This window comes from Burkholderia ubonensis subsp. mesacidophila (genome assembly GCF_002097715.1).
GTDB classification, from domain to species: domain Bacteria; phylum Pseudomonadota; class Gammaproteobacteria; order Burkholderiales; family Burkholderiaceae; genus Burkholderia; species Burkholderia mesacidophila.
In genome coordinates this window covers 1,537,575-1,559,280 of the sequence record NZ_CP020737.1, presented here as the reverse complement: position 1 = coordinate 1,559,280, position 21,706 = coordinate 1,537,575, and the positions used below count along the sequence as shown (strand labels likewise).

Annotated in this window: 21 protein-coding genes and 1 tRNA gene; 5 read left to right on the top strand and 17 right to left on the bottom strand. The window is 66.2% G+C overall.

The features are described 5' to 3' along the window. Positions 1-23: 23 nt before the first annotated feature. The 12 genes from B7P44_RS07450 to B7P44_RS07390 form a co-directional block, all read right to left on the bottom strand. The gene (locus B7P44_RS07450; RefSeq protein WP_010092556.1) at positions 24-425 is read right to left on the bottom strand and encodes an integration host factor subunit alpha; all 402 of its coding nucleotides are present in this window, start codon (positions 423-425) and stop codon (positions 24-26) included. Positions 426-509: 84 nt separating this feature from the next. Then, complete coding sequence (pheT, locus tag B7P44_RS07445; protein ID WP_084902379.1) at positions 510-2,939, bottom strand: phenylalanine--tRNA ligase subunit beta; 2,430 nt, start codon at positions 2,937-2,939, stop codon at positions 510-512. Positions 2,940-3,023: 84 nt separating this feature from the next. Further along, positions 3,024-4,037 carry a phenylalanine--tRNA ligase subunit alpha gene (gene pheS, locus B7P44_RS07440; protein ID WP_084902377.1) on the bottom strand — a complete coding sequence of 338 codons (1,014 nt, stop codon included), beginning with the start codon at positions 4,035-4,037 and terminating at the stop codon, positions 3,024-3,026. Between the two features lie 149 nt (positions 4,038-4,186). Further along, a complete protein-coding gene (gene rplT, locus B7P44_RS07435; protein WP_004192938.1) occupies positions 4,187-4,546 on the bottom strand; it encodes a 50S ribosomal protein L20 in 360 nt (119 codons plus the stop codon). 30 nt (positions 4,547-4,576) lie between these two features. After that, complete coding sequence (gene rpmI / locus B7P44_RS07430; RefSeq protein ID WP_004191477.1) at positions 4,577-4,774, bottom strand: 50S ribosomal protein L35; 198 nt, start codon at positions 4,772-4,774, stop codon at positions 4,577-4,579. A gap of 190 nt (positions 4,775-4,964) precedes the next feature. Beyond that, a complete protein-coding gene (infC, locus tag B7P44_RS07425; protein ID WP_071734130.1) occupies positions 4,965-5,489 on the bottom strand; it encodes a translation initiation factor IF-3 in 525 nt (174 codons plus the stop codon). Between the two features lie 49 nt (positions 5,490-5,538). Beyond that, entirely contained in the window at positions 5,539-7,446 is a 1,908-nt protein-coding gene (gene thrS, locus B7P44_RS07420) for a threonine--tRNA ligase (protein ID WP_084902375.1), read from the bottom strand. 267 nt (positions 7,447-7,713) lie between these two features. Continuing rightward, positions 7,714-7,790 (bottom strand) — tRNA-Val (locus tag B7P44_RS07410). 88 nt (positions 7,791-7,878) lie between these two features. Beyond that, on the bottom strand, positions 7,879-10,116 hold the full coding sequence (locus B7P44_RS07405; protein WP_084906500.1) for a RelA/SpoT family protein: 2,238 nt from the start codon (positions 10,114-10,116) through the stop codon (positions 7,879-7,881). A 43-nt stretch (positions 10,117-10,159) separates the two neighbouring features. Then, positions 10,160-10,513, bottom strand: a complete 354-nt coding sequence (locus B7P44_RS07400) for a RidA family protein (protein WP_042583797.1) — start codon at positions 10,511-10,513, stop codon at positions 10,160-10,162. A gap of 66 nt (positions 10,514-10,579) precedes the next feature. After that, entirely contained in the window at positions 10,580-11,485 is a 906-nt protein-coding gene (locus tag B7P44_RS07395) for an alpha/beta fold hydrolase (protein ID WP_084902372.1), read from the bottom strand. A 160-nt stretch (positions 11,486-11,645) separates the two neighbouring features. Next, a complete protein-coding gene (locus B7P44_RS07390; RefSeq protein WP_088511475.1) occupies positions 11,646-12,554 on the bottom strand; it encodes a LysR family transcriptional regulator in 909 nt (302 codons plus the stop codon). Between the two features lie 137 nt (positions 12,555-12,691). Between B7P44_RS07390 and B7P44_RS07385 the strand changes: the two genes are divergently transcribed. Genes B7P44_RS07385 through B7P44_RS07375 form a run of 3 tightly spaced genes read left to right on the top strand, consistent with a single transcriptional unit; the run spans position 12,692 to position 15,024 of the window. Next, entirely contained in the window at positions 12,692-13,249 is a 558-nt protein-coding gene (locus B7P44_RS07385; RefSeq protein WP_084902367.1) for an ester cyclase, read from the top strand. Continuing rightward, positions 13,233-14,273, top strand: coding sequence for a polysaccharide deacetylase family protein (locus tag B7P44_RS07380; protein ID WP_407924008.1), 1,041 nt, complete (start codon positions 13,233-13,235; stop codon positions 14,271-14,273). The genes B7P44_RS07385 and B7P44_RS07380 overlap by 17 nt, the downstream gene beginning before the upstream one ends. Positions 14,274-14,307: 34 nt before the next feature. After that, positions 14,308-15,024, top strand: a complete 717-nt coding sequence (locus B7P44_RS07375; protein WP_084902362.1) for an SDR family oxidoreductase — start codon at positions 14,308-14,310, stop codon at positions 15,022-15,024. Between the two features lie 96 nt (positions 15,025-15,120). Here B7P44_RS07375 and B7P44_RS07370 read toward each other — a convergent pair whose 3' ends face one another. Next, on the bottom strand, positions 15,121-15,762 hold the full coding sequence (locus B7P44_RS07370) for a CoA transferase subunit B (protein WP_084902359.1): 642 nt from the start codon (positions 15,760-15,762) through the stop codon (positions 15,121-15,123). A gap of 1 nt (position 15,763) precedes the next feature. Further along, positions 15,764-16,468, bottom strand: a complete 705-nt coding sequence (locus tag B7P44_RS07365; RefSeq protein ID WP_084902356.1) for a CoA transferase subunit A — start codon at positions 16,466-16,468, stop codon at positions 15,764-15,766. 227 nt (positions 16,469-16,695) lie between these two features. On the opposite strand from B7P44_RS07365, the gene B7P44_RS07360 reads away from it, so the two are divergent. Then, complete coding sequence (locus tag B7P44_RS07360; protein ID WP_084902353.1) at positions 16,696-17,241, top strand: PAS and helix-turn-helix domain-containing protein; 546 nt, start codon at positions 16,696-16,698, stop codon at positions 17,239-17,241. 33 nt (positions 17,242-17,274) lie between these two features. Here the strand turns inward: B7P44_RS07360 and B7P44_RS07355 are convergent, their stop codons facing one another. Both B7P44_RS07355 and B7P44_RS07350 read right to left on the bottom strand, forming a co-directional pair. Then, complete coding sequence (locus B7P44_RS07355; RefSeq protein ID WP_084902351.1) at positions 17,275-17,706, bottom strand: acyl-CoA thioesterase; 432 nt, start codon at positions 17,704-17,706, stop codon at positions 17,275-17,277. Between the two features lie 41 nt (positions 17,707-17,747). Continuing rightward, on the bottom strand, positions 17,748-18,524 hold the full coding sequence (locus B7P44_RS07350; RefSeq protein ID WP_084902348.1) for an SDR family oxidoreductase: 777 nt from the start codon (positions 18,522-18,524) through the stop codon (positions 17,748-17,750). Between the two features lie 176 nt (positions 18,525-18,700). Here B7P44_RS07350 and B7P44_RS07345 point away from each other — a divergent pair, with 176 nt between their 5' ends. Next, positions 18,701-20,374, top strand: coding sequence for an electron transfer flavoprotein-ubiquinone oxidoreductase (locus tag B7P44_RS07345; protein WP_084902346.1), 1,674 nt, complete (start codon positions 18,701-18,703; stop codon positions 20,372-20,374). A gap of 130 nt (positions 20,375-20,504) precedes the next feature. On the opposite strand, the gene aroC is transcribed toward B7P44_RS07345, so the two are convergent. Next, a complete protein-coding gene (gene aroC / locus B7P44_RS07340; RefSeq protein ID WP_084902343.1) occupies positions 20,505-21,605 on the bottom strand; it encodes a chorismate synthase in 1,101 nt (366 codons plus the stop codon). Positions 21,606-21,706 lie beyond the last annotated feature (101 nt).

The following is a 21,706-nucleotide window of genomic DNA, read 5'->3' as shown; positions in this document are numbered from 1 at the left end:
GCGCGGCGGCCGCGCGGGAGACGTCAGCGCGCGGGGCTTGGCTCCGCGCCGTTTTCGACCAGCGCCTTCAGCTTCTGGCTCGCGTGGAACGTGACCACTCGACGCGCGGCGATCGGAATCGCCTCGCCCGTCTTCGGGTTGCGGCCGGGACGCTGCGGCTTGTCGCGCAGCTGGAAGTTGCCGAACCCCGACAGCTTGACGCTTTCGCCGTTCTCGAGCGCATCGCGGATCACTTCGAAGAACGCCTCGACCATGTCCTTCGCTTCACGCTTGTTCAGCCCGACGCTGTCGAACAGCAGCTCCGCCAGCTCCGCCTTCGTCAGGGTCGGCGTCTCCGTGGACGCCGGCGCCGAAACGTCGCGGTTCATGGCGCTGCGTTGCGCCGTCAGGAGGGCTTCGAATTCACTCGAGGTCATGTCGTTCATATCTGCCATACAGCGCGTTAAACCAAAACTCACGATGGGGAACCGGCCGCCCGGGCGGCATCGCACCCGGGCAACACCGGCTCCTTAGCCGCGCAAGCGCGCGCCCACACGAGCCATCCGCTCGACAAGCGTCTGGATCGCCTGATCGACGACCTCGTCCTGTAGCGTGCCGGCCGCGTCCTGCAGCGTCACGCGGAAGGCAAGGCTCTTCTCGTGCGCGGCAAGTCCACCGGAAGTATTTGATTTTGCACGAAATTCGTCGAAGAGTACAACCTTCTGAACGAATCGGCAGGCGTCGTCGGCCAGCGCCTTCTTCATCTCGTCGAACAGTGCCTGGACTTCGACCGACTGATCGACCACGACCGCGATGTCGCGGCGCACCGGCGGGAATTTCGACACGTCGGTCGGCGCCGGCAGCGCGCGCGCAATCAGCGCGTCGGCGTCGATCTCGAACAGCACCGGTGCGTGCGGCAGCTCGTACTTCTGCATCAGGCGCGGGTGCAGCTCGCCGATCCAGCCGACCGCGCGGCCGTCGACTTCGATACTCGCGCTGCGGCCCGGATGGAGCGCCGGATGCTCGGCCTTCACGAAACGGGCGGACGCCGGCGCGAGCAGCGCCTCGAGGTCGCCCTTCACGTCGAAGAAATCGACCGCGCGGGTCGCCGCGCCCCACTGCTCGTCGAGCGCCGGGCCGTAGGCCAGCGCACCGACGCGCTTCGGCTGCGCGTAGCCCGCGACCGCCAGTTCGCCCGCCGTGACCGACGAGTCGGACAGGAACACGCGGCCCGTCTCGAACACGCGCACGCGGTCCGCGCGGCGGTTCAGGTTGTGACGCAGCACGGCGATCAGGCTGCCGAACAACGTCGTGCGCATCACCGACAGCTGGCTCGCGATCGGATTCAGCAAACGGATCGGGTTGTCGTTGCCCGCGAAATCGCGCTCCCACTCCGCGTCGACGAAGCTGAAGTTGACCGTTTCCGCGTAGTCGCGCGCGGCAAGCGCGTGACGAATCGTGTGGATCGAGCGCTGCGTCTCGTTGGTCGCGCGCATTTCGCTCGTCGCGACCGGTGGACGCGCCGGAATCTTCTCGAAACCGTAGATGCGCGCCACTTCCTCGATCAGGTCTTCCTCGATCTCGATGTCAAAGCGGTGCGAAGGCGGCGCGACCGAGAACACGTCTTCATCGCGCTCGAACGGCAGGCCGAGTCGCGTGAAGATGCTCGCGATCTCGTCGGCGTCGATCTTCACGCCGATGATGCGGTTCGCGCGCGACACGCGCATCAACACCCGCGCGCGCTGCGGCAGGTTGACGGCCTGGTCGTCGACCGGGCCGGCCTTGCCGCCGCAGATCTCGAGAATCAGCTGCGTGATGCGCTCGACGTGCTCGACCGTCGTCGCGTAGTCGACGCCGCGCTCGAAGCGATGCGCCGCATCGGTCGAGAAGTTGTACTTGCGCGCACGGCCGCGAATGCTGTCCGGCCACCAGAACGCCGCTTCGAGATAGATGTTGGTCGTGTCGAGCGTGACGGCCGTGCTGTCGCCGCCCATGATGCCCGCGAGGCTCTCGACCTGGGCGTCGTCGGCGATCACGCCGACCGTCTCGTCGAGCTCGACCGTATTTCCGTTCAGGAGCTTCAGCGACTCGCCGCGCTTGCCCCAGCGCACCTCGATGCCGCCGTGGATCTTGTCCAGGTCGAACACGTGCGACGGGCGGCCAAGCTCGAACATCACGTAGTTCGAGATGTCGACGAGCGCCGACACGCTGCGCTGGCCGGCGCGCTCGAGGCGCTCGACCATCCATTGCGGCGTCTTCGCACGTGCGTTCACGCCACGGATCACGCGGCCCGAGAAGCGGCCGCACAGGTCCGGCGCGGCGATCCGGACGGGCAGCGTCTCGTCGAGTTCGACGTGCACCGGGCGGATGTCGACCGGCGTGAGCGGCGCGCCGGTAATCGCGGCCGTCTCGCGCGCGATGCCGAACACCGACAGGCAGTCGGCCTTGTTCGGCGTCAGCTTGATTTCGAAGATCGTATCGTCGAGGTTCAGCGTGTCTCGGATGTCCTGCCCGACCGGCGTGTCTTCCGGCAGGATCAGGAGGCCGCTGTGGTCCTCGGACAGCTTCAGCTCGCGCGCCGAACACAGCATCCCCTGGCTCTCGACGCCGCGCAGCTTCGACAGCTTGATCGCGAACGGCTTGCCGCCTTCCTCGGCGGGCGGCAGCTCCGCGCCGACCAGCGCGACCGGCACCTTGATGCCCGGCGCCACGTTCGGTGCGCCGCAGACGATGTTCAGCGTCGCGCCCGTGCCGGCGTCGACCTGGCAGACATTGAGCTTGTCCGCATCCGGATGCTTGGCGACTTCGAGCACCCGCCCGACGACGATCTTCGACGTCGGCGGCGCGGCCTTGCTCAGCGACTCGACTTCGAGCCCCGCCATCGTCAATGCGTGCGACAGCTCGTCGGTCGTCAGCTGCGGATCGACAAAGGTTCTCAACCAGGATTCAGGGAATTGCATGGGTGTCTACGTTCGAAACGGGTTGGATCGACGCCCGGCTCGCTGCGAAGCGCGCACGGGCACAAGTCGGCGCTGCGGCTCGCGTTACGCGAACTGGCGCAGGAAACGCAGGTCGTTCTCGAAGAACAGACGCAGGTCCTGCACGCCGTAGCGCAGCATCGTCAGGCGCTCGAGGCCGCTGCCGAATGCGAAGCCGATGTAGCGCTCGGGATCGAGGCCCATGTTGCGGATCACGGTCGGATGCACCTGCCCCGAGCCGGAGATCTCGAGCCACTTGCCGGCGTTCTTGCCGTGCTCGAACATCATGTCGATCTCGGCCGACGGTTCCGTGAACGGGAAGTACGACGGACGGAAGCGCACGAGGATGTCGTCGCGCTCGAAGAATTTCTTCAGGAAATCGGTATAGACGCCCTTGAGGTCGGCGAAGCTGATGTTTTCGTCGATCCAGAGCCCCTCGACCTGATTGAACATCGGCGAGTGGGTCGCATCGCTGTCGACGCGATACGTGCGGCCCGGTGCGATCACCTTGATCGGCGGGCGGTTCATGCGTGCGTAACGCACCTGCATCGGGCTCGTGTGCGTGCGCAGCAGCAGCGGACGGCCGTCGGCATCCTTGCCGTCGACGTAGAAGGTGTCCTGCATCGAACGCGCCGGATGGTTCTCCGGGCTGTTCAGCGACGTGAAGTTGAACCAGTCGGTCTCGATTTCGGGACCGTCGGCCACGTCGAAGCCGATCGTGCGGAAAATCTGTTCGACACGCTCCCACGTGCGCATCACGGGGTGCAGGCTGCCTGCACCGGCGCCGCGGCCCGGCAGCGTGACGTCGATCGCCTCGGCGGCGAGGCGCTGGTTCAGCAGCGCGTCGGCCAGTGCCTGGCGGCGCGCGGTCAGCGCGGCTTCGACCTGCTGCTTCGCGACGTTGATGCGTGCGCCTTCGGTCTTGCGTGCTTCGGGATCGAGCTTGCCGAGGCCCTTCAGCAACTCGGTCAGCGCACCCGACTTGCCGAGGAAGCGGGCTTTCTCGTTTTCGAGCGTGGTGATGTCGGCAGCCTGTTCGAAGGACTGCTGCGCGTCGGCGACAATCTGGTCCAGATCCATAGATCCCATCATTTCCAACGTCATTCGGTCTTGGCGAGCGAAATCGCCCGGCCAAACAAAAAAGGGGCTCGGAAGAGCCCCGTTTTCGCTGCAGCGGCCGAAACTACCGGAACATCGCTGCAACTAACCACGCAGTGCTAATTTCGCAATTAGGCTGCAACGGCGGCTTTCACCTGCTTGACGATCGCAGCAAAAGCAGCCTTGTCGAACACCGCCATGTCGGCCAGCACCTTACGGTCGAGTTCGATCGACGCCTTCTTCAGGCCGTTGATGAACACGCTGTAGGTCATGTCGTGCTGGCGGACTGCCGCGTTGATACGCGTGATCCACAGTGCGCGGAACACACGCTTCTTGTTGCGGCGATCGCGGTACGCGTACTGACCAGCGCGCATCACCGCCTGCTTGGCGATGCGATAGACGTTATTGCGGCGACCGCGATAACCCTTGGCCAGGTTGATGATCTTCTTGTGACGGGCCCGTGCGGTTACCCCACGTTTGACTCGAGGCATGTTTCTCTCCTTTGAGTATCGATTGAGGGGTTACGCGAACGGCAGCATCGCGCGGACGGAGTTCAGATCGGAATCATGAACTGCCGTTGCGCCGCGCAGGTGACGCTTGTTCTTCGTGGTTTTCTTGGTCAGGATGTGGCGCTTGAAGGCTTGACCGCGCTTGACGGTACCGCCCGGACGCACCACGAAGCGCTTTGCAGCGCTCTTCTTGGTCTTCATCTTAGGCATGACGAACAACTCCAGTTTATTAGATGGCGATGGGTGTGCGGTTGGCTTGCGCCCTTGACCCGCCCTTCGAAACCCAGTCCACTTGTGTACGGCGAACCGCTTGCGCAGCCGCCGTCATTGTTGGCGCGCCGCCCTGACCGGGCAACGCGCCGAACCACTTTCGAACCTGCGCGAGACGCGCGCGGGCCCGTTACTTCTTTTTCTTCGGCGAGAGCACCATGATCATCTGGCGCCCTTCCATCTTCGGCATCTGCTCGACCTGGCCGACTTCCTCGAGATCCGTGCGCAGACGCTCGAGCATCCGCATGCCGATCTCCTGGTGAGCCATTTCGCGGCCGCGGAAACGCAACGTGATCTTCGTCTTGTCGCCCTCTTCGAGGAAGCGCACGAGATTGCGGAGCTTGACGTTGTAATCCCCGTCATCGGTACCCGGGCGGAACTTGACTTCCTTGACCTGGATGACCTTCTGCTTCAGCTTCGCTTCGTGCTGCTTCTTCGATTCCTGGTACTTGAACTTGCCGTAATCCATCAGACGGCAAACCGGGGGAACCGCTTGCGGCGCGATTTCCACCAGGTCAACATCCAGTTCTTCCGATTTACGGAAAGCATCAGCGAGTTTTACGATACCGAGCGGTTCGTTCTCGATCCCGACCAGACGCACTTCCGGCGCAGTGATTTCACCGTTGATGCGATGCGACGACTTATCAGTAGCGATGTTACGTTTCCTCTAAAAATTAAAAAAACGAGCCGCGCTGCCAGGGCGGTTACTTGAACGAACGCAGGTCTTCCTGCAGACGCTCAACGAAGGCTTCGACCGGCATCACGCCAAGATCGACGCCGCCACGGGCACGCACGGCTACCGTTTGTGCATCACGCTCCTTGTCGCCCACGACGAGCAGATAAGGCACCTTTTCCAGCGTGTGCTCGCGTATTTTATAGCTAATCTTCTCGTTGCGCAAATCCGCCGTCACTCTAACCCCTTGTTTTTGCAACGTTTGGGCCAGAGATTGCGCATATTCGGCCTGACTTTCGGCGATATTGAGCACAACTGCCTGGAACGGCGCGAGCCAGACCGGCATTGCACCAGCGTGGTGCTCGATCAAAATGCCGAGGAAACGCTCCATCGAACCGACGATTGCCCGGTGCAGCATCACCGGCCGGCGGCGGCTGTTGTCTTCCGCGACGTACTCGGCGCCGAGGCGCTCCGGCAGCACCATGTCGAGCTGCAGCGTGCCGCACTGCCACGAACGGCCGAGCGCATCCTTGATGTGGTACTCGATCTTCGGACCGTAGAACGCACCTTCGCCCGGCAGTTCTTCCCACGTGAGTCCGCAGGCCGTCAGCGCGTCGCGCAGGCCCTGCTCGGCGCGATCCCACGTCTCGTCCGTGCCCGCCCGCTGGTCGGGGCGCAGCGACAGCTTGATGTCGATGTGATCGAAGCCGAAATCCTTGTACACGCTCATCGCGAGCGTGTTGAACGCGATCGATTCCGAGATGAACTGATCTTCCGTGCAGAAGATGTGCGCATCGTCCTGCACGAAGCCGCGCACGCGCATCAGGCCGTGCAGCGCGCCCGACGCCTCGTTGCGGTGGCACGAGCCGAATTCGGCGTAGCGCAGCGGCAGGTCGCGGTACGAGCGCAGGCCGTGCTTGAACACCTGGACGTGCCCCGGACAGTTCATCGGCTTGATCGCGTAATCGCGCTTCTCCGACTCCGTCGTGAACATGTTCTCGCGATAGTTCTGCCAGTGGCCGGACGCCTCCCACAGCGAGCGGTCCATGATCATCGGCGTCTTGATCTCGAGGTAGCCGGCGTCGTTCACGCGGCGGCGCATGTACTGCTCGACCTGCTGCCACAGCGCCCAGCCCTTCGGGTGCCAGAACACCATGCCCGGCGACTCTTCCTGCATGTGGAACAGGTCGAGCTGCTTGCCAAGCTTGCGGTGGTCGCGCTTTTCCGCTTCCTCGAGCATGTGCAGGTACTGGTCCTGGTCTTCCTTCTTCGTCCAGGCCGTGCCGTAGATGCGCTGCAGCTGCTCGTTCTTCGAGTCGCCGCGCCAGTACGCGCCCGCGACCTTCATCAGCTTGAAGACCTTCAACTTGCCCGTCGACGGCACGTGCGGGCCGCGACACAGGTCCGTGAAGCCGCCGTGCGAGTACAGCTTGATCTCGTCGCTTTGCGGAATCGACTCGATGATCTCGGCCTTGTACTTCTCGCCGATGCTGCGGAAGTACAAGGCCGCCTCGTCGCGCGACACGACGCGGCGCGTCACGGGCTCATCCTTCTTCGCGATCTCCTGCATGCGCCTTTCGATCTTTTCCAGATCTTCCGGCGTAAACGGACGGTGGTACGAGAAGTCGTAGTAGAAGCCGTTGTCGATCACCGGCCCGATCGTCACCTGCGCGTCCGGATACAGTTCCTTGACCGCGTACGCGAGCAAGTGCGCCGTCGAGTGGCGGATGATGTCGAGACCGTCGGCGTCCTTGTCCGTGACGATCGCGAGCGACGCGTCGCGGTCGATCACCGCGGACGTATCCACGAGTTCGCCGTCGAGCTTGCCGCCGAGCGCAGCCTTTGCGAGACCGGGACCAATCGAGGCCGCCACTTCGGCGACCGTCACCGGATGCTCGTATTGTCGAACTGAGCCGTCAGGCAAGCGTATCGAAACCATAGCAATCTCCGTGATGCCGCCAGTGGGCGGCAGACCAAGCACGCGATGAAAGTCACGCGCGAAATATTCGCGACAAAAAAAATGCGGCCCCGCTTTCGAGGGGCCGCATTCGATACTTCACTCAAACCGCAAGGGCGAAAACGTTCCTCGACTAGCGTCGCTCCGAAGTGGTTTCGGTCAACGTTCGCGGTGCCATAACCGTATTCGCCTTATACGCGTTGAGTTTTTACTGCTTCGAACACCCGGAAACCGGATGCTCCTGTTCGTTGGTAGGCTCGATTGGACTCGAACCAACGACCCCCACCATGTCAAGGTGGTGCTCTAACCAGCTGAGCTACGAGCCTGAAGAAGCTGAAATTATATGGAGCTGTAATTCACTTGGCAAGTGTTTTATGCAGTCGCAGCAAAATAATGTCGATCCGGCCCCTGGCGTCACGCCTTCCGGCCGGCCCGGACGACGCCCTGCACCTCGCCGAGCAGCGTGCAGGCGCGCTGCACCTGCGCCGAATTCGAGATCTCCACCGTGAACTGCATGAATGCCGCATTGCGGCGGCTCTGCGTCTTCACGCCGACGACGTTGAGCTTCTCGCGCGCGAAGACTTCCGAAATATCGCGCAGCAGCCCCTGCCGGTCGGTCGCCTCGATCATCAGGTCGACCGGATAGACCGACGCGCCGCGGCCGCCCAGCACATCGGCGGACCAGGTGGTCTGCAGCACGCGCTCGGGCGCGCGCTCCGCCATCCGGCGGAACGTCGCGCAATCGCTGCGATGGATCGACATCCCCTTGCCGCGCGTGACGAAGCCGCTGATCGGATCGGGCGGCGCGGGCCGGCAGCAGCGTGCGAGCTGCGTCAGCAGCGCATCGACGCCGACCACCAGCACGCCGGTCGACGCGCCGTGCGCGACGCTCGCGCCGCTGCTGCGCTTCTCGAAATCGGCGGGCGCCTCGGGCGCGGGTTCGGGCGGCGGCGCATCGGACAGCGCGTGCTCGACGTTGCGCAGGCTGAACTCTTCCTTGCCGACCACCGAGAACAGCTCTTCGGGCGTCTTGAAGCCGAGCTTCGCCGCCAGGTTGTCGAGATTGACCGACGTCCTGCCTTCGCGCTGCAGCGTCTTTTCGACGAGCGCGCGGCCGTGCGCGATGTTCTCTTCGTGCTCGATCGCGTTGAACCACGCGCGCACCTTCTGCCGCGCGCGCGGGCTCTTCATGTAGCCGAGCTGCGAATTCAGCCAGTCGCGCGACGGCCCGCCCTCCTTCACCGCGACGATCTCGACCGTCTGGCCGTTCGCGAGCGGCGTGTTGAGCGGCACCATCGCGCCGTCGACGCGCGCGCCGCGGCAGCGGTGGCCCAGTTCGCTGTGCAGGTGATACGCGAAATCCACCGGCGTCGCGCCCTGCGGCAGCGCGATCACGCGCGCCTGAGGCGTCAGCACGTAGATGTGGTCGTCGTCGAGCGTCGTCTCGCGCAGCTGCGCCCATGCCTTGCCGCCGGCCGCGCCCCCGCCGTCCTCGACGTCGTCCTTCCACGCGAGCAGTTGGCGCAGCCAGGCGATCTTCTCGTCGTATTTGTCGCTCGCGGAGAACTGGCCGCCATAGCCGCGCGCGCCGGCCTCCTTGTAGCGCCAGTGCGCGGCGACGCCGTATTCCGCGAAGTTGTGCATCTCGTGCGTGCGGATCTGCACTTCGAACGCGCGTCCGTCATCGCCGATCACGACCGTGTGCAGCGACTTGTAGCCGTTCGGCTTCGGACGCGAGATGTAGTCGTCGAACTCCTTCGGCACCGGCTGCCACAGGTGATGCACGATGCCGAGCACCGTGTAGCAATCCTTGATGTCCGGCACGATCACGCGGAATGCGCGCACGTCGTACAGCTCGGAGAAGTCGAGCTCCTTGCCGCGCATCTTGCGCCAGATGCTGTAGATGTGCTTCGGCCGGCCGCTCACCTCCGCCTGGATGTGCGCGGCCGCCAGCTCGCGCTGCAGGCTCTCGATCGCCTCCGAGACATACGCCTCGCGCTCGACGCGCTTCTCGTCGAGCAGCTTCGCGATCCGCTTGTACGTGACCGGATCCTCGAAGCGGAACGCCAGGTCCTCCAGCTCCCATTTCAGTTGCCAGATGCCGAGGCGGTTCGCGAGCGGCGCATAGATCTCGAGCGTTTCGCGCGCGACGTCCGGCGGCGGCGCGACCTTCGCCGCCGCGTAGTAGCGCAGCGACTGCAGCCGCGACGCGAGCCGGATCAGCACCACGCGGATGTCCTGCGCAAACGCGAGCAGCATCTTGCGCAGCGCCTCGATCTGCGCGCGGCGCTCGGCCGCGGCGTCGCGCCCGGCTTCCGGCGCCGCGTTCTGCGCGACGCGCAGGCTGACCGTGCCCAGCCGCAGCAGCTTGCGCACGTCGGACACCAGGCGCGCGACTTCGTCGCCGAACCGCGCGGCAAGCTCGCGCTCGGGATCGTTCAGGTGCGGCGTCAGCGCAAACAGCGCCGCCGCCTGCACCGCGGGCGGATCGACATTCAGCGTGCGCATGATCGACGCGGTGCCGGCCGCGTGGTCGGCGAGCAGTTCGCCCGACGACAGGCGCGCGTCGCCCGCATGCTCGCGCACGAACGCGAGCACGTCGTCGAACGACGGCGACGCGGTGGAGGAAGCGGAAACGGTATCGGCAGTCATCATGCAGCCCGGTGAAGCACGGTCGTCAGGTGCGACGCTCGGTTCAGCTCCGTTGCGCGGCGACGACGACGATTTCGACGAGCAGCGCGGGATCCGCGAGCTTCGCCTCGACGGTGGCGCGCGGCGGCGTGTTGCCCGGTGCGACCCATGCGTCCCATTCTTCGTTCATGCCCGCGAAGTTCGCCAGATCGGAAATATAGATCTGCACCGACAGCAGGTGCGCCTTGTCGCTGTTCGCCTCCGCGAGCAGGCGATCGATGTGGCCGAGCACTTCGCGCGTCTGGCCCTTGATGTCCTGGGTCGTGTCTTCGGCGATCTGGCCGGCGAGGTACACGGTGCCGTTGTGGATCGCGATTTCGGAAAGACGGGCGCCGACGTGGTGACGAGTAACTGCCATGGAATGTTCCGCTTGAATGAATGGATGAATCGCTCGGCGGCGCGGCCCGCGCCGCCTAACCGCATATTATGACGCGGATGCGCCGTCTCCGAGGAAAAACCCGCGCGCGAGCGCGATCTGATCCGCGCTCATGAACGTCGGCGCGTGGCCGACGCCGGCGATTTCCGCCTGCGACACATTGCGCCCGCGCCGCGTCATTTCGGTGACCGTCTCCCGCGACAGCAGGTCGGACGCCGCGCCGCGCACGACGAGCAGCGTCGCGTCCGTCGTTTCGATCGCGCGCCACAGCGCAGCCTCGCCGAGCGCGGCCAGCTCGGGCGTCGTCGCCTTGAACGGCTCGGCGATCCGCGGATCGTAGCGGATCGTCCAGCCGCCTTCGGGCAGCTCGCGCAGCAGCGGCGCGTTGATCTCGCGCCAGTCGTCGCCGGTGAGCGCACCGAACGGCAGCGACAGCGACGTCAGGTAATCGATGCCTTCCTGCTCGGTCGCGAAGCGCGGCTGCACGCCGAGGTATTCGCCGATGCGCGCGAGCGAATCCGGCTCGATCCGCGGGCCGACGTCGTTGACGATCATCCGCCGCACCGGCGAGCCCGGCAGCCCCGCGAGCGCGAGACCAATCAGGCCGCCCATCGACGTGCCGAACCAGTCGACCGATTCGACGTCGAGGCGCGCGATCAGCGTGACCATGTCGGCCACGTATTGCGGAATCGCATAGAGACGTGGATCCGCGAGCCAGTCGGAGCGGCCGCGCCCGACGATATCCGGGCACACGACGCGATACGTATCGGCAAGCGCCGCGGCGAGCCGGTCGAAATCGCGTCCCGAGCGGGTCAGCCCGTGCACGCACACCAGCACGCGCGGATTGGCGGGATCGCCCCATTCGGTATATGCGACGTGGTGAAGGCCGGCAGCACTCGCGCACTGCACGCGCCGCTGGCGCGGTACCAGAGGGTTCGCTGAGATCGTTGGCATCGTTGGCATCCTGTCGAACGGGCGCTGCGCGGCGGCGCAAACCGCGCGCCGCACGATGCGATCGATTGTAAACCGCTTCCGCTCACGGGGCCGTCCCGACGCCGTGCCGGGGGGCTGCGCGGCGCGCGTGGACGTGAGTCACGTGCGCCCGGACAACGCATCAGCCTTCGCCCCAGCACCACTCGGCCTGTAACCGCTCCCGCACGAAATCGACGAACGCGCGCACGCGCAACGCAAGATGCCGCCCGCCCGGATACACGGCGTGCAACGGCGCGGCCGGCGCCGCGTACGCAGGCAGTATCCGGACGAGCCGGCCCGCCTCGAGATCGGGACCGACGTCCCAGATCGACTTCAGCGCGATGCCGGCCCCCGCCAGTGCCAGCGTGCGCGCCGCGCCGCCGTCGTTCGTCAGCAGCGCCGCCGTCACCTCGACCCCGACCGCGCCGCCGTCGCCATTGAACCGCCACTCGGCGCGCGCCTGCTCGCCCATCACGATGCAGCGATGCCGGCACAGTTCGCCCGGATGCGCCGGCTCACCGTGCTCGGCAATGTACGCAGGCGCTGCGCACAGCACGCGGCGGTTCGGCGCGAGCTCGCGCGCGATCATCGACGAATCAGCCAGGCTGCCGATCCGCACGGCGACGTCGATCTCATGCGCGAGCAGGTCGATGACCGAATCGGTCAGCATCAGCTGCACCGTCACCTGCGGATGCTGCCGTTGAAATTCGGCGACGAGCGGCGCAAGCCGCAGGCGGCCGAGCTCGCCCGGCGCCGTCACGCGCAGCAGGCCGCTCACCGTGCCGCGCCGATCCCGCATCAGCGCTTCGGCCTGGTCGATTTCGGCCAGGATGCGCAGCACCTGCACATGGAACTGCGCGCCTTCGTCGGTCAGCGTCTGCTGCCGCGTCGTCCGGTGCAGCAGTCGCACGCCGAGCCGCGACTCGAGGTGCGCGAGCCGCTTGCTGACCACCGACAGCGACAGGTCGAGTTCCCGCGCGGCAGCCGACAGGCTGCCCGCCGACACGATGCGCGCGAAGGTTTCGAGCGCCGGCAGGTCGTCGATCAGCACCACGGCCCCCGCGCGGCACTCGCCTTTCCAATTTTCGAATAATCCATTCGCGATCAGCCCGTATTTCCATCCAAAACGGAAACCTACCATGCATATCACGCGTTGACCCGACGCCTCTTCACGAACAGGAGAATCCGATGTCCGCCCATTTCCGCCCGGCCGCCCGCCTGACCACCCGCCTGCTCGCCGCCGCGCTGGTCGCGGCCGCGCTGCCGCCCACGGCTGCGCAAGCCGACGATCTCGTCACGCCGCGCGACCTGACGGTCGCCGCCGGCCTGCCCGACGCGCAGGCACGGGCGCAGGTCCTCGCCGCGCGCCGCTACGGCACGTTCTGGGACACCGGCGACGCGGCGCTCGCCCGCGCGGCGCTCGCGCCCAATTTCACCGACCGCACGCTGCCCGCCGGACGCGCCCAGGGGCTGCCGGGCCCGCTCGCCGCCTCCCGCACGATGCGCGCGGCGGTGCCGGACCTGCGCTGCGAGATCGAGCAGATGATCGTGGCCGGCGATCGCGTCGTCGTTCACCTGCGCTTCCGCGGGCACTTCACGGGGACCTTCAACGGCACCGCCGGGCGCGGCCAGCCGGTCGACTTCATCGCGACCGACATCTACCGGATCGCGGACGGCCGTATCGCCGACAACTGGCACATCGAGGACAACCTGACGCTGATGCGCCAGCTTGGCCTCGCCAACTGAGGATGCCGCGATGACGCCCATCGACCCTTCCACGCGCCCCGGGCGCCGTACATTTCTCGCCCAGGCGGGCGCCGGCGCCGGACTGGCCGCCGGCCTCGCGCTCGGCGCGGCCGCCACGCCGGCCGGCGCTGCGACCGCCGGCGCCGCCCGTGCCGCGCCGCACGGCGCGGGACCGTTCTGGCCCGACGGCATCCGCCTCGTGATCTCGATCTCGATGCAGTTCGAAGCGGGCGGCCAGCCGCCCAAGGGCGCGGACAGCCCGTTTCCGCCCGTCGCGTTCCCGCCGTCCGTGCCCGCCGATCTCGCGTCGGGCACCTGGTTCGCGTATGGCTACCGCGAAGGCATCCCGCGCCTGCTCGACCTGTGGGAGCGGCACGACGTCAAGGTCACGTCGCACATGATCGGCGAAGCGGTCCGGCATCGGCCCGAACTGGCGCGCGAGATCGTCGCGCGCGGCCACGAGGCAGCGGCGCACGGACCGAGCTGGCGCTCGCAATTCGCGATGAGCCGCGACGACGAGCGGCGCTTCCTGCTCGACGCCCGCGACATGGTGGAAGCCGCGACCGGCCAACGGCCGATCGGCTACAACTGCAACTGGCTGCGACGCGGCCCGAATACGCTGTCGCTGCTGCAGGAACTGGGCTACGTCTATCACATCGACGACGTCAGCCGCGACGAGCCGTTCATCGAGGCGGTCAACGGACGCGATTTCATGGTCGTGCCTTACACGCTGCGCAACAACGACATCCTGCTGATCGAGGGCCGCAATTATTCGCCGTCGATGTTTCTCGAACAGATCAAGCTCGATTTCGACCAGCTCTACGCGGAAGCCGGGCAACGGCGCAGGCTGATGTCGATCAGCGCGCACGACCGGATCAGCGGCACGCCGCAGATGGTGCGCGCGTGGGACGCGTTCCTGCGTTACGCCCGATCGCATCCCGGCGTGGCCTTCATGCGCAAGGACGACATCGCACGCTACGCGCTGAGCAGCCCGTCGACGCTGCGCGAAACCGAGACGATCTGAACGAACGCACCCACGCTCATCCGAACCGACCATCATGAACGATTCACTCAATGGCAGGAAAGTCCTTGTCGTCGGCGGCAGCTCCGGCATCGGCGCCGCCGCCGCGCAGGCCTTCGCGCAACGCTGCGCGACCGTGACGATCGCGTCGCGCGACCCGCACAAGGCGGCGGCCGCCACAGCTTCACCCGACAGCCCGGTGCGTCGCGAAACGCTGGACGTCACCGATACCGCGGCCGTCGACGCGTTCTGCGCGCGGGCCGGCCAGTTCGACCATGTCGTGATCTCCGCCGCCCGGACGGCCGCCGGCCCGGTCCGCTCGCTGCCGTTCGACGACGCGCAGGCCGCGATGAACAGCAAGTTCTGGGGCGCGTATCGCATCGCACGCGCGATCGATATCGCGCCGGGCGGCTCGCTGACGTTCGTGTCGGGTTTTCTCAGCGCGAGGCCGAGCGCGTCGTCCGTGCTGCAGGGCGCGATCAACGCGGCGCTCGAGGCGCTCGCCCGGGGCCTCGCGCTCGAGCTGGCGCCGGTGCGCGTGAATACCGTGTCGCCGGGCCTGATCGCGACGCCGATGTGGGACAAGCTCGCCCCCGACGCGCGCGACGCGCTGTATGCGAATGCCGCGCAACGGCTGCCCGCCCGCCGCGTCGGCCAGCCCGAGGACGTCGCGAACGCGATCGTCTATCTGGCGACGACGCCCTACGCGACCGGCTCGACCGTGCTGGTCGACGGCGGCGGCACGATCGCGTGACGCGTGCGGCGACCGCGGTAGTTCTTCGGTACACCCGAATGACAAACGCCCCGCATTCCGTCGGGAATGCGGGGCGCCGAATGGTGCGCGACGCGCTTACGCGACCGCGCTCACGTCGAGCGGTGCACCGGTCTTCGCCTGGATCTCGTCAACGCTGACGCCGTCGGCAAGTTCGATCACCTTGAGGCCAGCCGGCGTCACTTCGATCACGCCGAGATCGGTGACGATCAGGTCGACCACGCCGACGCCGGTCAGCGGCAGGTTGCATTCCTCGAGGATCTTGTGCTGGTCGCCCTTCGCGACGTGCTCCATCAGCACGACGACGCGCTTCACGCCGGCGACGAGATCCATCGCGCCGCCCATTCCCTTGATCATCTTGCCCGGGATCATCCAGTTCGCGAGGTCGCCCTGCTTGCTGACCTGCATCGCGCCGAGGATCGCGAGGTTGATGTGGCCGCCGCGAATCATCGCGAACGAATCGGCGGACGAGAAGATCGACGAGCCCGGCAGCGTCGTGACGGTCTGCTTGCCCGCGTTGATCAGGTCGGCGTCGACTTCGTCCTCGGTCGGCGACGGGCCGATGCCGAGCAGGCCGTTCTCCGACTGCAGCCACACTTCGACGCCTTCCGGCACGTGGTTCGCGACGAGCGTCGGCAAGCCGATGCCGAGGTTCACATAGAAGCCGTCCTGCAATTCCTTCGCCGCGCGCGCGGCCATCTGGTCACGATTCCAAGCCATGTCAGTCTCCTTTCGCGCGCACGACGCGTTGTTCGATGCGTTTCTCGGGCGTCGCGTTCAGCACCAGCCGCTGCACGAAAATCCCCGGCGTGTGGACCTGGTCCGGATCGAGCTCGCCGTTCTCGACGATCTCCTCGACCTCGGCGACCGTGATCCGGCCCGCCATCGCGCACATCGGATTAAAGTTGCGCGCCGTGCGGCGAAAGATCAGGTTGCCCGACTTGTCGGCCTTCCACGCCTTCACGAGCGCGACGTCGGCCGTCAGCGACGGCTCGAGCACGTAGTGGCGATCGCCGAACTGGCGCGTTTCCTTGCCTTCCGCGATCACGGTGCCGTAGCCGGTATTGGTGAAGAACGCGGGGATGCCCGCGCCGCCCGCGCGCAGCTTCTCGGCGAGCGTGCCCTGCGGCGTGAATTCCAGCTCCAGCTCGCCCGCCAGGTACTGGCGCTCGAACTCCTTGTTCTCGCCGACATACGACGAGATCATCTTCCTGATCTGGCGCGTTTCGAGCAGCAGGCCGAGACCGAAGCCGTCGACGCCCGCGTTGTTGCTGATGCAGGTGATGCCCTTGACGCCCGAATCGCGCAACGCGCCGATCAGCGCCTCGGGGATGCCGCACAGGCCGAAGCCGCCCACCGCGAAGGTCTGTCCGTCCTGGACGATCCCCTCCAGCGCGGCCGCCGCGCTTGGATAGACTTTGTTCATCTGTATGTCCCTTCCTCTATGGAAACCAGCAAAACTGGGTTCGCGCGCCGGCGTGGCTCACGAGCCCGCCGCATCATTCTATGCATGCGCGGCAATGCCTGCCGTGACGACGCGCTTCTTCTTATGCCGCGGCAAGCGCCGCGAGATGCCCGAAAGGGTACGATGCGGCGCGGATGCGGCACAATACGCAAAAATACATAAGCATTTGCCATCGTTCGCCCGCTTCCATGCCCGCTCTCGACTACCAGACCGCCTTCCATCTCGCGCCGATCGGCCTCGTCATGTCGCGCGACCGCGTGATCGAGGATTGCAACGACGCGGTCGCGGCGATCTTCCGCTGTACGCGCGCCGACCTGATCGGGAAATCGTACGAGGTGCTCTACCCGTCGCCGGATGAATTCCACCGGATCGGCGAGCGCATTTCGCGGGTGATGGTCGTGGACGGCAGCTATGCGGACGACCGGATCATGAGGCGCGCGGACGGCGAGCTGTTCTGGTGCCACGTGACGGGCCGCGCGCTGGACCGCACCGCGCCGCTCGCGGCCGGCGTCTGGACGTTCGAGGACCTGAGCGCGACCCGCCTGGTCGCCGTCGCGCTGACGCCGCGCGAGCGCGAGATCGCCGCGCAGCTCGCGACCGGCAAGACGAGCAAGCAGATCGGCCGGGTGCTCGACATCAGCTCGCGCACGGTCGACATCTATCGCGCGCGGCTGATGCGCAAGTACGGGACGGGGAACACCGCCGAGCTGCTGCAGCGTCTGCTCGGCCATTGAGCGGCGCGGCGCGACGTCCGTCGCGCCCGGACTTCAGTCGATCCTGGCGGCGAGCGCGCGCTCGATCGTATCGCGCAGCAGTTGCGGCAACGGCACCGACTTGCCGAGCGTGTAGTCGACCCACACGCAGCGCGCACTGCCGCGCGCATAGACATGGTGCGGATCGTCCGCGCGGGTCAGCTCGAAGCCGGTATCGAAGCTGCTGCGCCCCGGCTTCGCGGCCGACATCTTCGCGATCACGTCGCCCGGGTAGTGCAGCTGCTTGAGGAACTCCATCGATGCGGTCACGATGACCGGCCCCTGCCCTTCGCCGTTGCCGCCGGCGATGCCGAGCGTCTCGAACCAGGAAATCCGCACCTGCTCCATGTAACGGAAATAGACCGTGTTGTTCACGTGTCCGAACGCGTCCATGTCGCCCCAGCGGATCGGCATCGACATCTCAAAAACAGGGGAGTAATCGCTCATTGCTTCATCTTTGTTGCTGAGTGTTGCTGTAAATCGTCCGGTCACGCGAGGCCGAAGCCGTCGTCCGCGGAGATGATCGAGCCGTTGACGAACTGCGACTCGTCGGCCGCGAGCAGCAGCAGCAGCCCGTCGAGATCCTGCGGCTTGCCGACGCGCCGGCGCGGCAGCATCGACTGCAGCTTCTGGCCCTGCTCGGTTTCCCACAGGTAGTGATTGATTTCCGTGTCGATATAGCCGGGGCAGATCGCGTTGACGTTGATGCCGTGACGCCCCCATTCGAGCGCCATCGCGCGCGTCATGTGCACGACCGCGGCCTTGCTCATCGCGTACAGGCCGATCTGCGGGAACACGCGCAGCCCGGCCACCGATGCGATGTTGATGATCCGGTAAGGCGGCTTGCCGTTGCCATTGGTGCGCATCATCATCCGCTTCGCGACTTCCTGTGCGACGAAAAACGCGCCGCGCGTATTCGTGTCGAACACGAACTCGAAATCGCTGGGCGTCACGTCGACGAGCTTCTGCATCGTCGACACGCCCGAATTATTGACGAGGATGTCGATGGTGCCGGCTTCCGTTTCGGCATGCGCGACGGCCGCCTTGATGCTCTGGACATCGGTGACATCGAGCGACACCACGTGCGCGGCGCCGCCCGCCGCCTCGATCTCCGCGCGCAGCTCCTTGAGCCGCTCGACGCGCCGGCTCGCAAGCACGACCTTCGCGCCCGCCTGCGACAGCACCTGCGCAAAGCGCTGGCCGAGCCCGCTCGAAGCGCCCGTGACCAGCGCGACCTTGCCTTCCAGATTGATCGACCGACCCATTGCACACCCCTTTCGATGTCGTTTCTCCGCCGCGGACGGCCCGGCTTACGCGGCGTAACCCTAGCACAAAAATAGAACGATCGTGCTAATCTATCCGCATGCTGTTGCGGCAAGCGTTTCGTTTCGCGGACAATACGCTCCCGAATAAAAGCATTCTAACGGTTAGAGGAACGCCAATGACCCCCGCAAGCCTCATCGAGCAATACGGCCCGCGCGAATCGATGGAATACGACGTCGTGATCGTCGGCGGCGGCCCTGCCGGGCTGTCCGCGGCGATCCGGCTCAAGCAGCTCGCCGCTGAAAAAGGCGCCGAGATCGGCGTCTGCGTGCTCGAGAAGGGCTCGGAAATCGGCGCGCACATCCTGTCGGGCGCGGTGATGGATCCGCGCGCGATCGGCGAGCTGTTCCCCGACTGGAAGGAACAGGGCGCGCCGCTCACCGTCGAGGTGACCGAAGACCGCTTCCTGTTCCTGTCCGAGAAGAGCGCGATGCAGACGCCGAACTGGGCGCTGCCGGACAACTTCAAGAACCACGGCAACTACGTGATCTCGCTGGGCAACGTCACGCGCTGGCTCGGGGCGCAGGCGGAAGCGCTGGGCGTCGAGATCTTCCCGGGCTTCCCGGCCGCCGAGATCCTCTACAACGACGACGGCTCCGTGAAGGGCGTCGCGACCGGCAACATGGGCATCGGCAAGGACGGCGAGCCGACCGAGAACTTCCAGCTCGGCATGGAACTGCACGCGAAGTACACGCTGTTCGCCGAAGGCTGCCGCGGCCACCTCGGCCGCCAGCTGATCTCGAAGTTCAAGCTGGACGCGAACGCCGATCCGCAGGCGTACGGGATCGGCATCAAGGAGCTGTGGGAAATCGATCCGGCCAAGCACAAGCCGGGCCTCGTGATCCACACCGCCGGCTGGCCGCTGAAGTCGGACACCTACGGCGGCTCGTTCCTGTACCACATGGACAACAACCAGGTCGTGGTCGGCTTCGTGGTCGGCCTTGGCTATACGAACCCGTACCTGTCGCCGTTCGAGGAGTTCCAGCGCTACAAGACGCACCCGTCGATCCGCGCGTTCCTCGAAGGCGGCAAGCGCGTGTCGTACGGCGCGCGCGCGATCACCGCGGGCGGGCTGCTGTCGCTGCCGAAGACGGTGTTCCCGGGCGGCGCGCTGATCGGCGACGATGCGGGCTTCCTGAACGCGTCGCGGATCAAGGGCAGCCACGCGGCGATCAAGACCGGCATGCTGGCGGCGGACGCCGCGTTCGACGCGGTGCAGGCCGGCCGCCAGAGCGACGAGCTCAACGCGTATCCGGATGCGTTCAAGCAGTCGTGGCTGTACACCGAGCTGTACCGTGCGCGCAACTTCAAGCAGTGGATGGCGAAGGGGCTGTATCTCGGCACGCTGATGGTCGGCCTCGAACAGAAGGTGATGGGCGGCAACGTGCCGTGGACGCTGCATCACAAGCACGCGGACCACGAGATGCTGAAGCCGGCGTCGCAGTGCGAGCCGATCGAGTATCCGAAGCCGGACGGCAAGCTGACGTTCGACCGGCTGTCGTCGGTGTTCATCTCGAACACGAACCACGAGGAGAACCAGCCGGCGCACCTGACGCTGAAGGATGCGAACGTGCCGGTGAACGTGAACCTGCGCACGTACGCGGGGCCGGAAGGCCGGTTCTGCCCGGCGGCGGTGTATGAGTTCGTGAAGAACGACGACGGCAGCGATCGCCTCGTGATCAACGCGCAGAACTGCGTGCACTGCAAGACCTGCGACATCAAGGACCCGACGCAGAACATCGTGTGGGTCACGCCGGAAGGCGGCGGCGGGCCGAACTACCCGAACATGTGACGTGCCGGAAAGCGCCGCCTCGAGCGGCGCTTTTTTTGCCGCTCAAACGAAACGGGGTGCCGCTCGATGCAGCACCCCGTTTTACATGGATTCGACGGCCTGCCGTCTACGCGGCGGCATTCAGGTCGGATCAGGTCGCGCTGCCGGCGATCTTCGGCGTATGCGTTTCGACGTCGCCGCATTGCGCACGATGGCGCAGCGCGTGATCGATCAGCACCAGCGCGAGCATCGATTCCGCGATCGGCGTCGCGCGGATGCCGACGCACGGATCATGACGCCCGAACGTTTCCACCGTCGCGGGCTCGCCCGCCTTCGTGATCGAGCGGCGCGGCGTGCGGATGCTCGACGTCGGCTTGATCGCGATCGACACCGTGATGTCCTGCCCGGTCGAGATGCCGCCGAGCACGCCGCCCGCCTGATTGCCGACGAAACCGGCCGGCGTCAGCTCGTCGCCGTGTACCGAACCACGCTGCGCGACGCTCGCGAAGCCCGCGCCGATCTCGACGCCCTTCACCGCGTTGATGCTCATCATCGCCTTCGCGATGTCCGCGTCGAGGCGGTCGAACACCGGCTCGCCCCAGCCGACCGGCACGCCGGATGCGACGACGTCGATGCGCGCGCCGATGGAGTCGCCGTCCTTGCGCAGCGCGTCCATGTACGCCTCGAGCTGCGGCACGATGTCGGCGTTCGGCGAGAAGAACGGATTCTCGCTCACGTGCGACCAGTCGACGAACGGCACGTCGATCTCGCCGAGCGCGCTCATGCAGCCGCGCACTTCGACGCCGAACCGCTCGCGCAGCCACTTCTTCGCGACCGCGCCCGCGCCGACGATCGGCGCGGTCAGGCGCGCGGACGAGCGGCCGCCGCCGCGATAGTCGCGGATCCCGTATTTCTGCCAGTACGTGTAGTCGGCGTGCCCAGGCCGGAACGTCTCGACGATGTTGCCGTAGTCCTTGCTGCGCTGGTCGGTGTTGCGGATCAGGAGCGCGATCGGCGCGCCGGTCGTGAGCCCTTCGAACACGCCCGACAGGATCTCGACCTCGTCGGCCTCCTGCCGCTGCGTGACATGCCGCGACGTGCCGGGCTTGCGGCGGTCGAGCTCCTGCTGGATGTCGGCCTCGGTCAGCCCCATGCCCGGCGGGCAGCCGTCGATCACGCAGCCGATCGCGGGACCGTGCGATTCGCCGAAGGTCGTGACAGTGAAAAGCGTGCCGAGGGTATTGCCGGACATGGTGGAACCGCCCAAAGAGAGATAGGCAAACCGATGCGCCGCCCCCGAAACGCGGGCCGATCGATCGTTCGCCGGTCGAAAAGTTTAGCTGAGCCGCTATT

Coding starts and splice junctions, on each gene's coding strand:
- B7P44_RS07450 (WP_010092556.1), bottom strand. CDS start 425: ATGAACGACATGACCTCGAGTGAATTCGAAGCCCTCCTGACGGCGCAA.
- pheT (WP_084902379.1), bottom strand. CDS start 2,939: ATGCAATTCCCTGAATCCTGGTTGAGAACCTTTGTCGATCCGCAGCTG.
- pheS (WP_084902377.1), bottom strand. CDS start 4,037: ATGGATCTGGACCAGATTGTCGCCGACGCGCAGCAGTCCTTCGAACAG.
- rplT (WP_004192938.1), bottom strand. CDS start 4,546: ATGCCTCGAGTCAAACGTGGGGTAACCGCACGGGCCCGTCACAAGAAG.
- rpmI (WP_004191477.1), bottom strand. CDS start 4,774: ATGCCTAAGATGAAGACCAAGAAGAGCGCTGCAAAGCGCTTCGTGGTG.
- thrS (WP_084902375.1), bottom strand. CDS start 7,446: ATGGTTTCGATACGCTTGCCTGACGGCTCAGTTCGACAATACGAGCAT.
- B7P44_RS07405 (WP_084906500.1), bottom strand. CDS start 10,116: ATGACTGCCGATACCGTTTCCGCTTCCTCCACCGCGTCGCCGTCGTTC.
- B7P44_RS07400 (WP_042583797.1), bottom strand. CDS start 10,513: ATGGCAGTTACTCGTCACCACGTCGGCGCCCGTCTTTCCGAAATCGCG.
- B7P44_RS07395 (WP_084902372.1), bottom strand. CDS start 11,485: ATGCCAACGATCTCAGCGAACCCTCTGGTACCGCGCCAGCGGCGCGTG.
- B7P44_RS07385 (WP_084902367.1), top strand. CDS start 12,692: ATGTCCGCCCATTTCCGCCCGGCCGCCCGCCTGACCACCCGCCTGCTC.
- B7P44_RS07375 (WP_084902362.1), top strand. CDS start 14,308: ATGAACGATTCACTCAATGGCAGGAAAGTCCTTGTCGTCGGCGGCAGC.
- B7P44_RS07370 (WP_084902359.1), bottom strand. CDS start 15,762: ATGGCTTGGAATCGTGACCAGATGGCCGCGCGCGCGGCGAAGGAATTG.
- B7P44_RS07365 (WP_084902356.1), bottom strand. CDS start 16,468: ATGAACAAAGTCTATCCAAGCGCGGCGGCCGCGCTGGAGGGGATCGTC.
- B7P44_RS07360 (WP_084902353.1), top strand. CDS start 16,696: ATGCCCGCTCTCGACTACCAGACCGCCTTCCATCTCGCGCCGATCGGC.
- B7P44_RS07355 (WP_084902351.1), bottom strand. CDS start 17,706: ATGAGCGATTACTCCCCTGTTTTTGAGATGTCGATGCCGATCCGCTGG.
- B7P44_RS07350 (WP_084902348.1), bottom strand. CDS start 18,524: ATGGGTCGGTCGATCAATCTGGAAGGCAAGGTCGCGCTGGTCACGGGC.
- B7P44_RS07345 (WP_084902346.1), top strand. CDS start 18,701: ATGACCCCCGCAAGCCTCATCGAGCAATACGGCCCGCGCGAATCGATG.
- aroC (WP_084902343.1), bottom strand. CDS start 21,605: ATGTCCGGCAATACCCTCGGCACGCTTTTCACTGTCACGACCTTCGGC.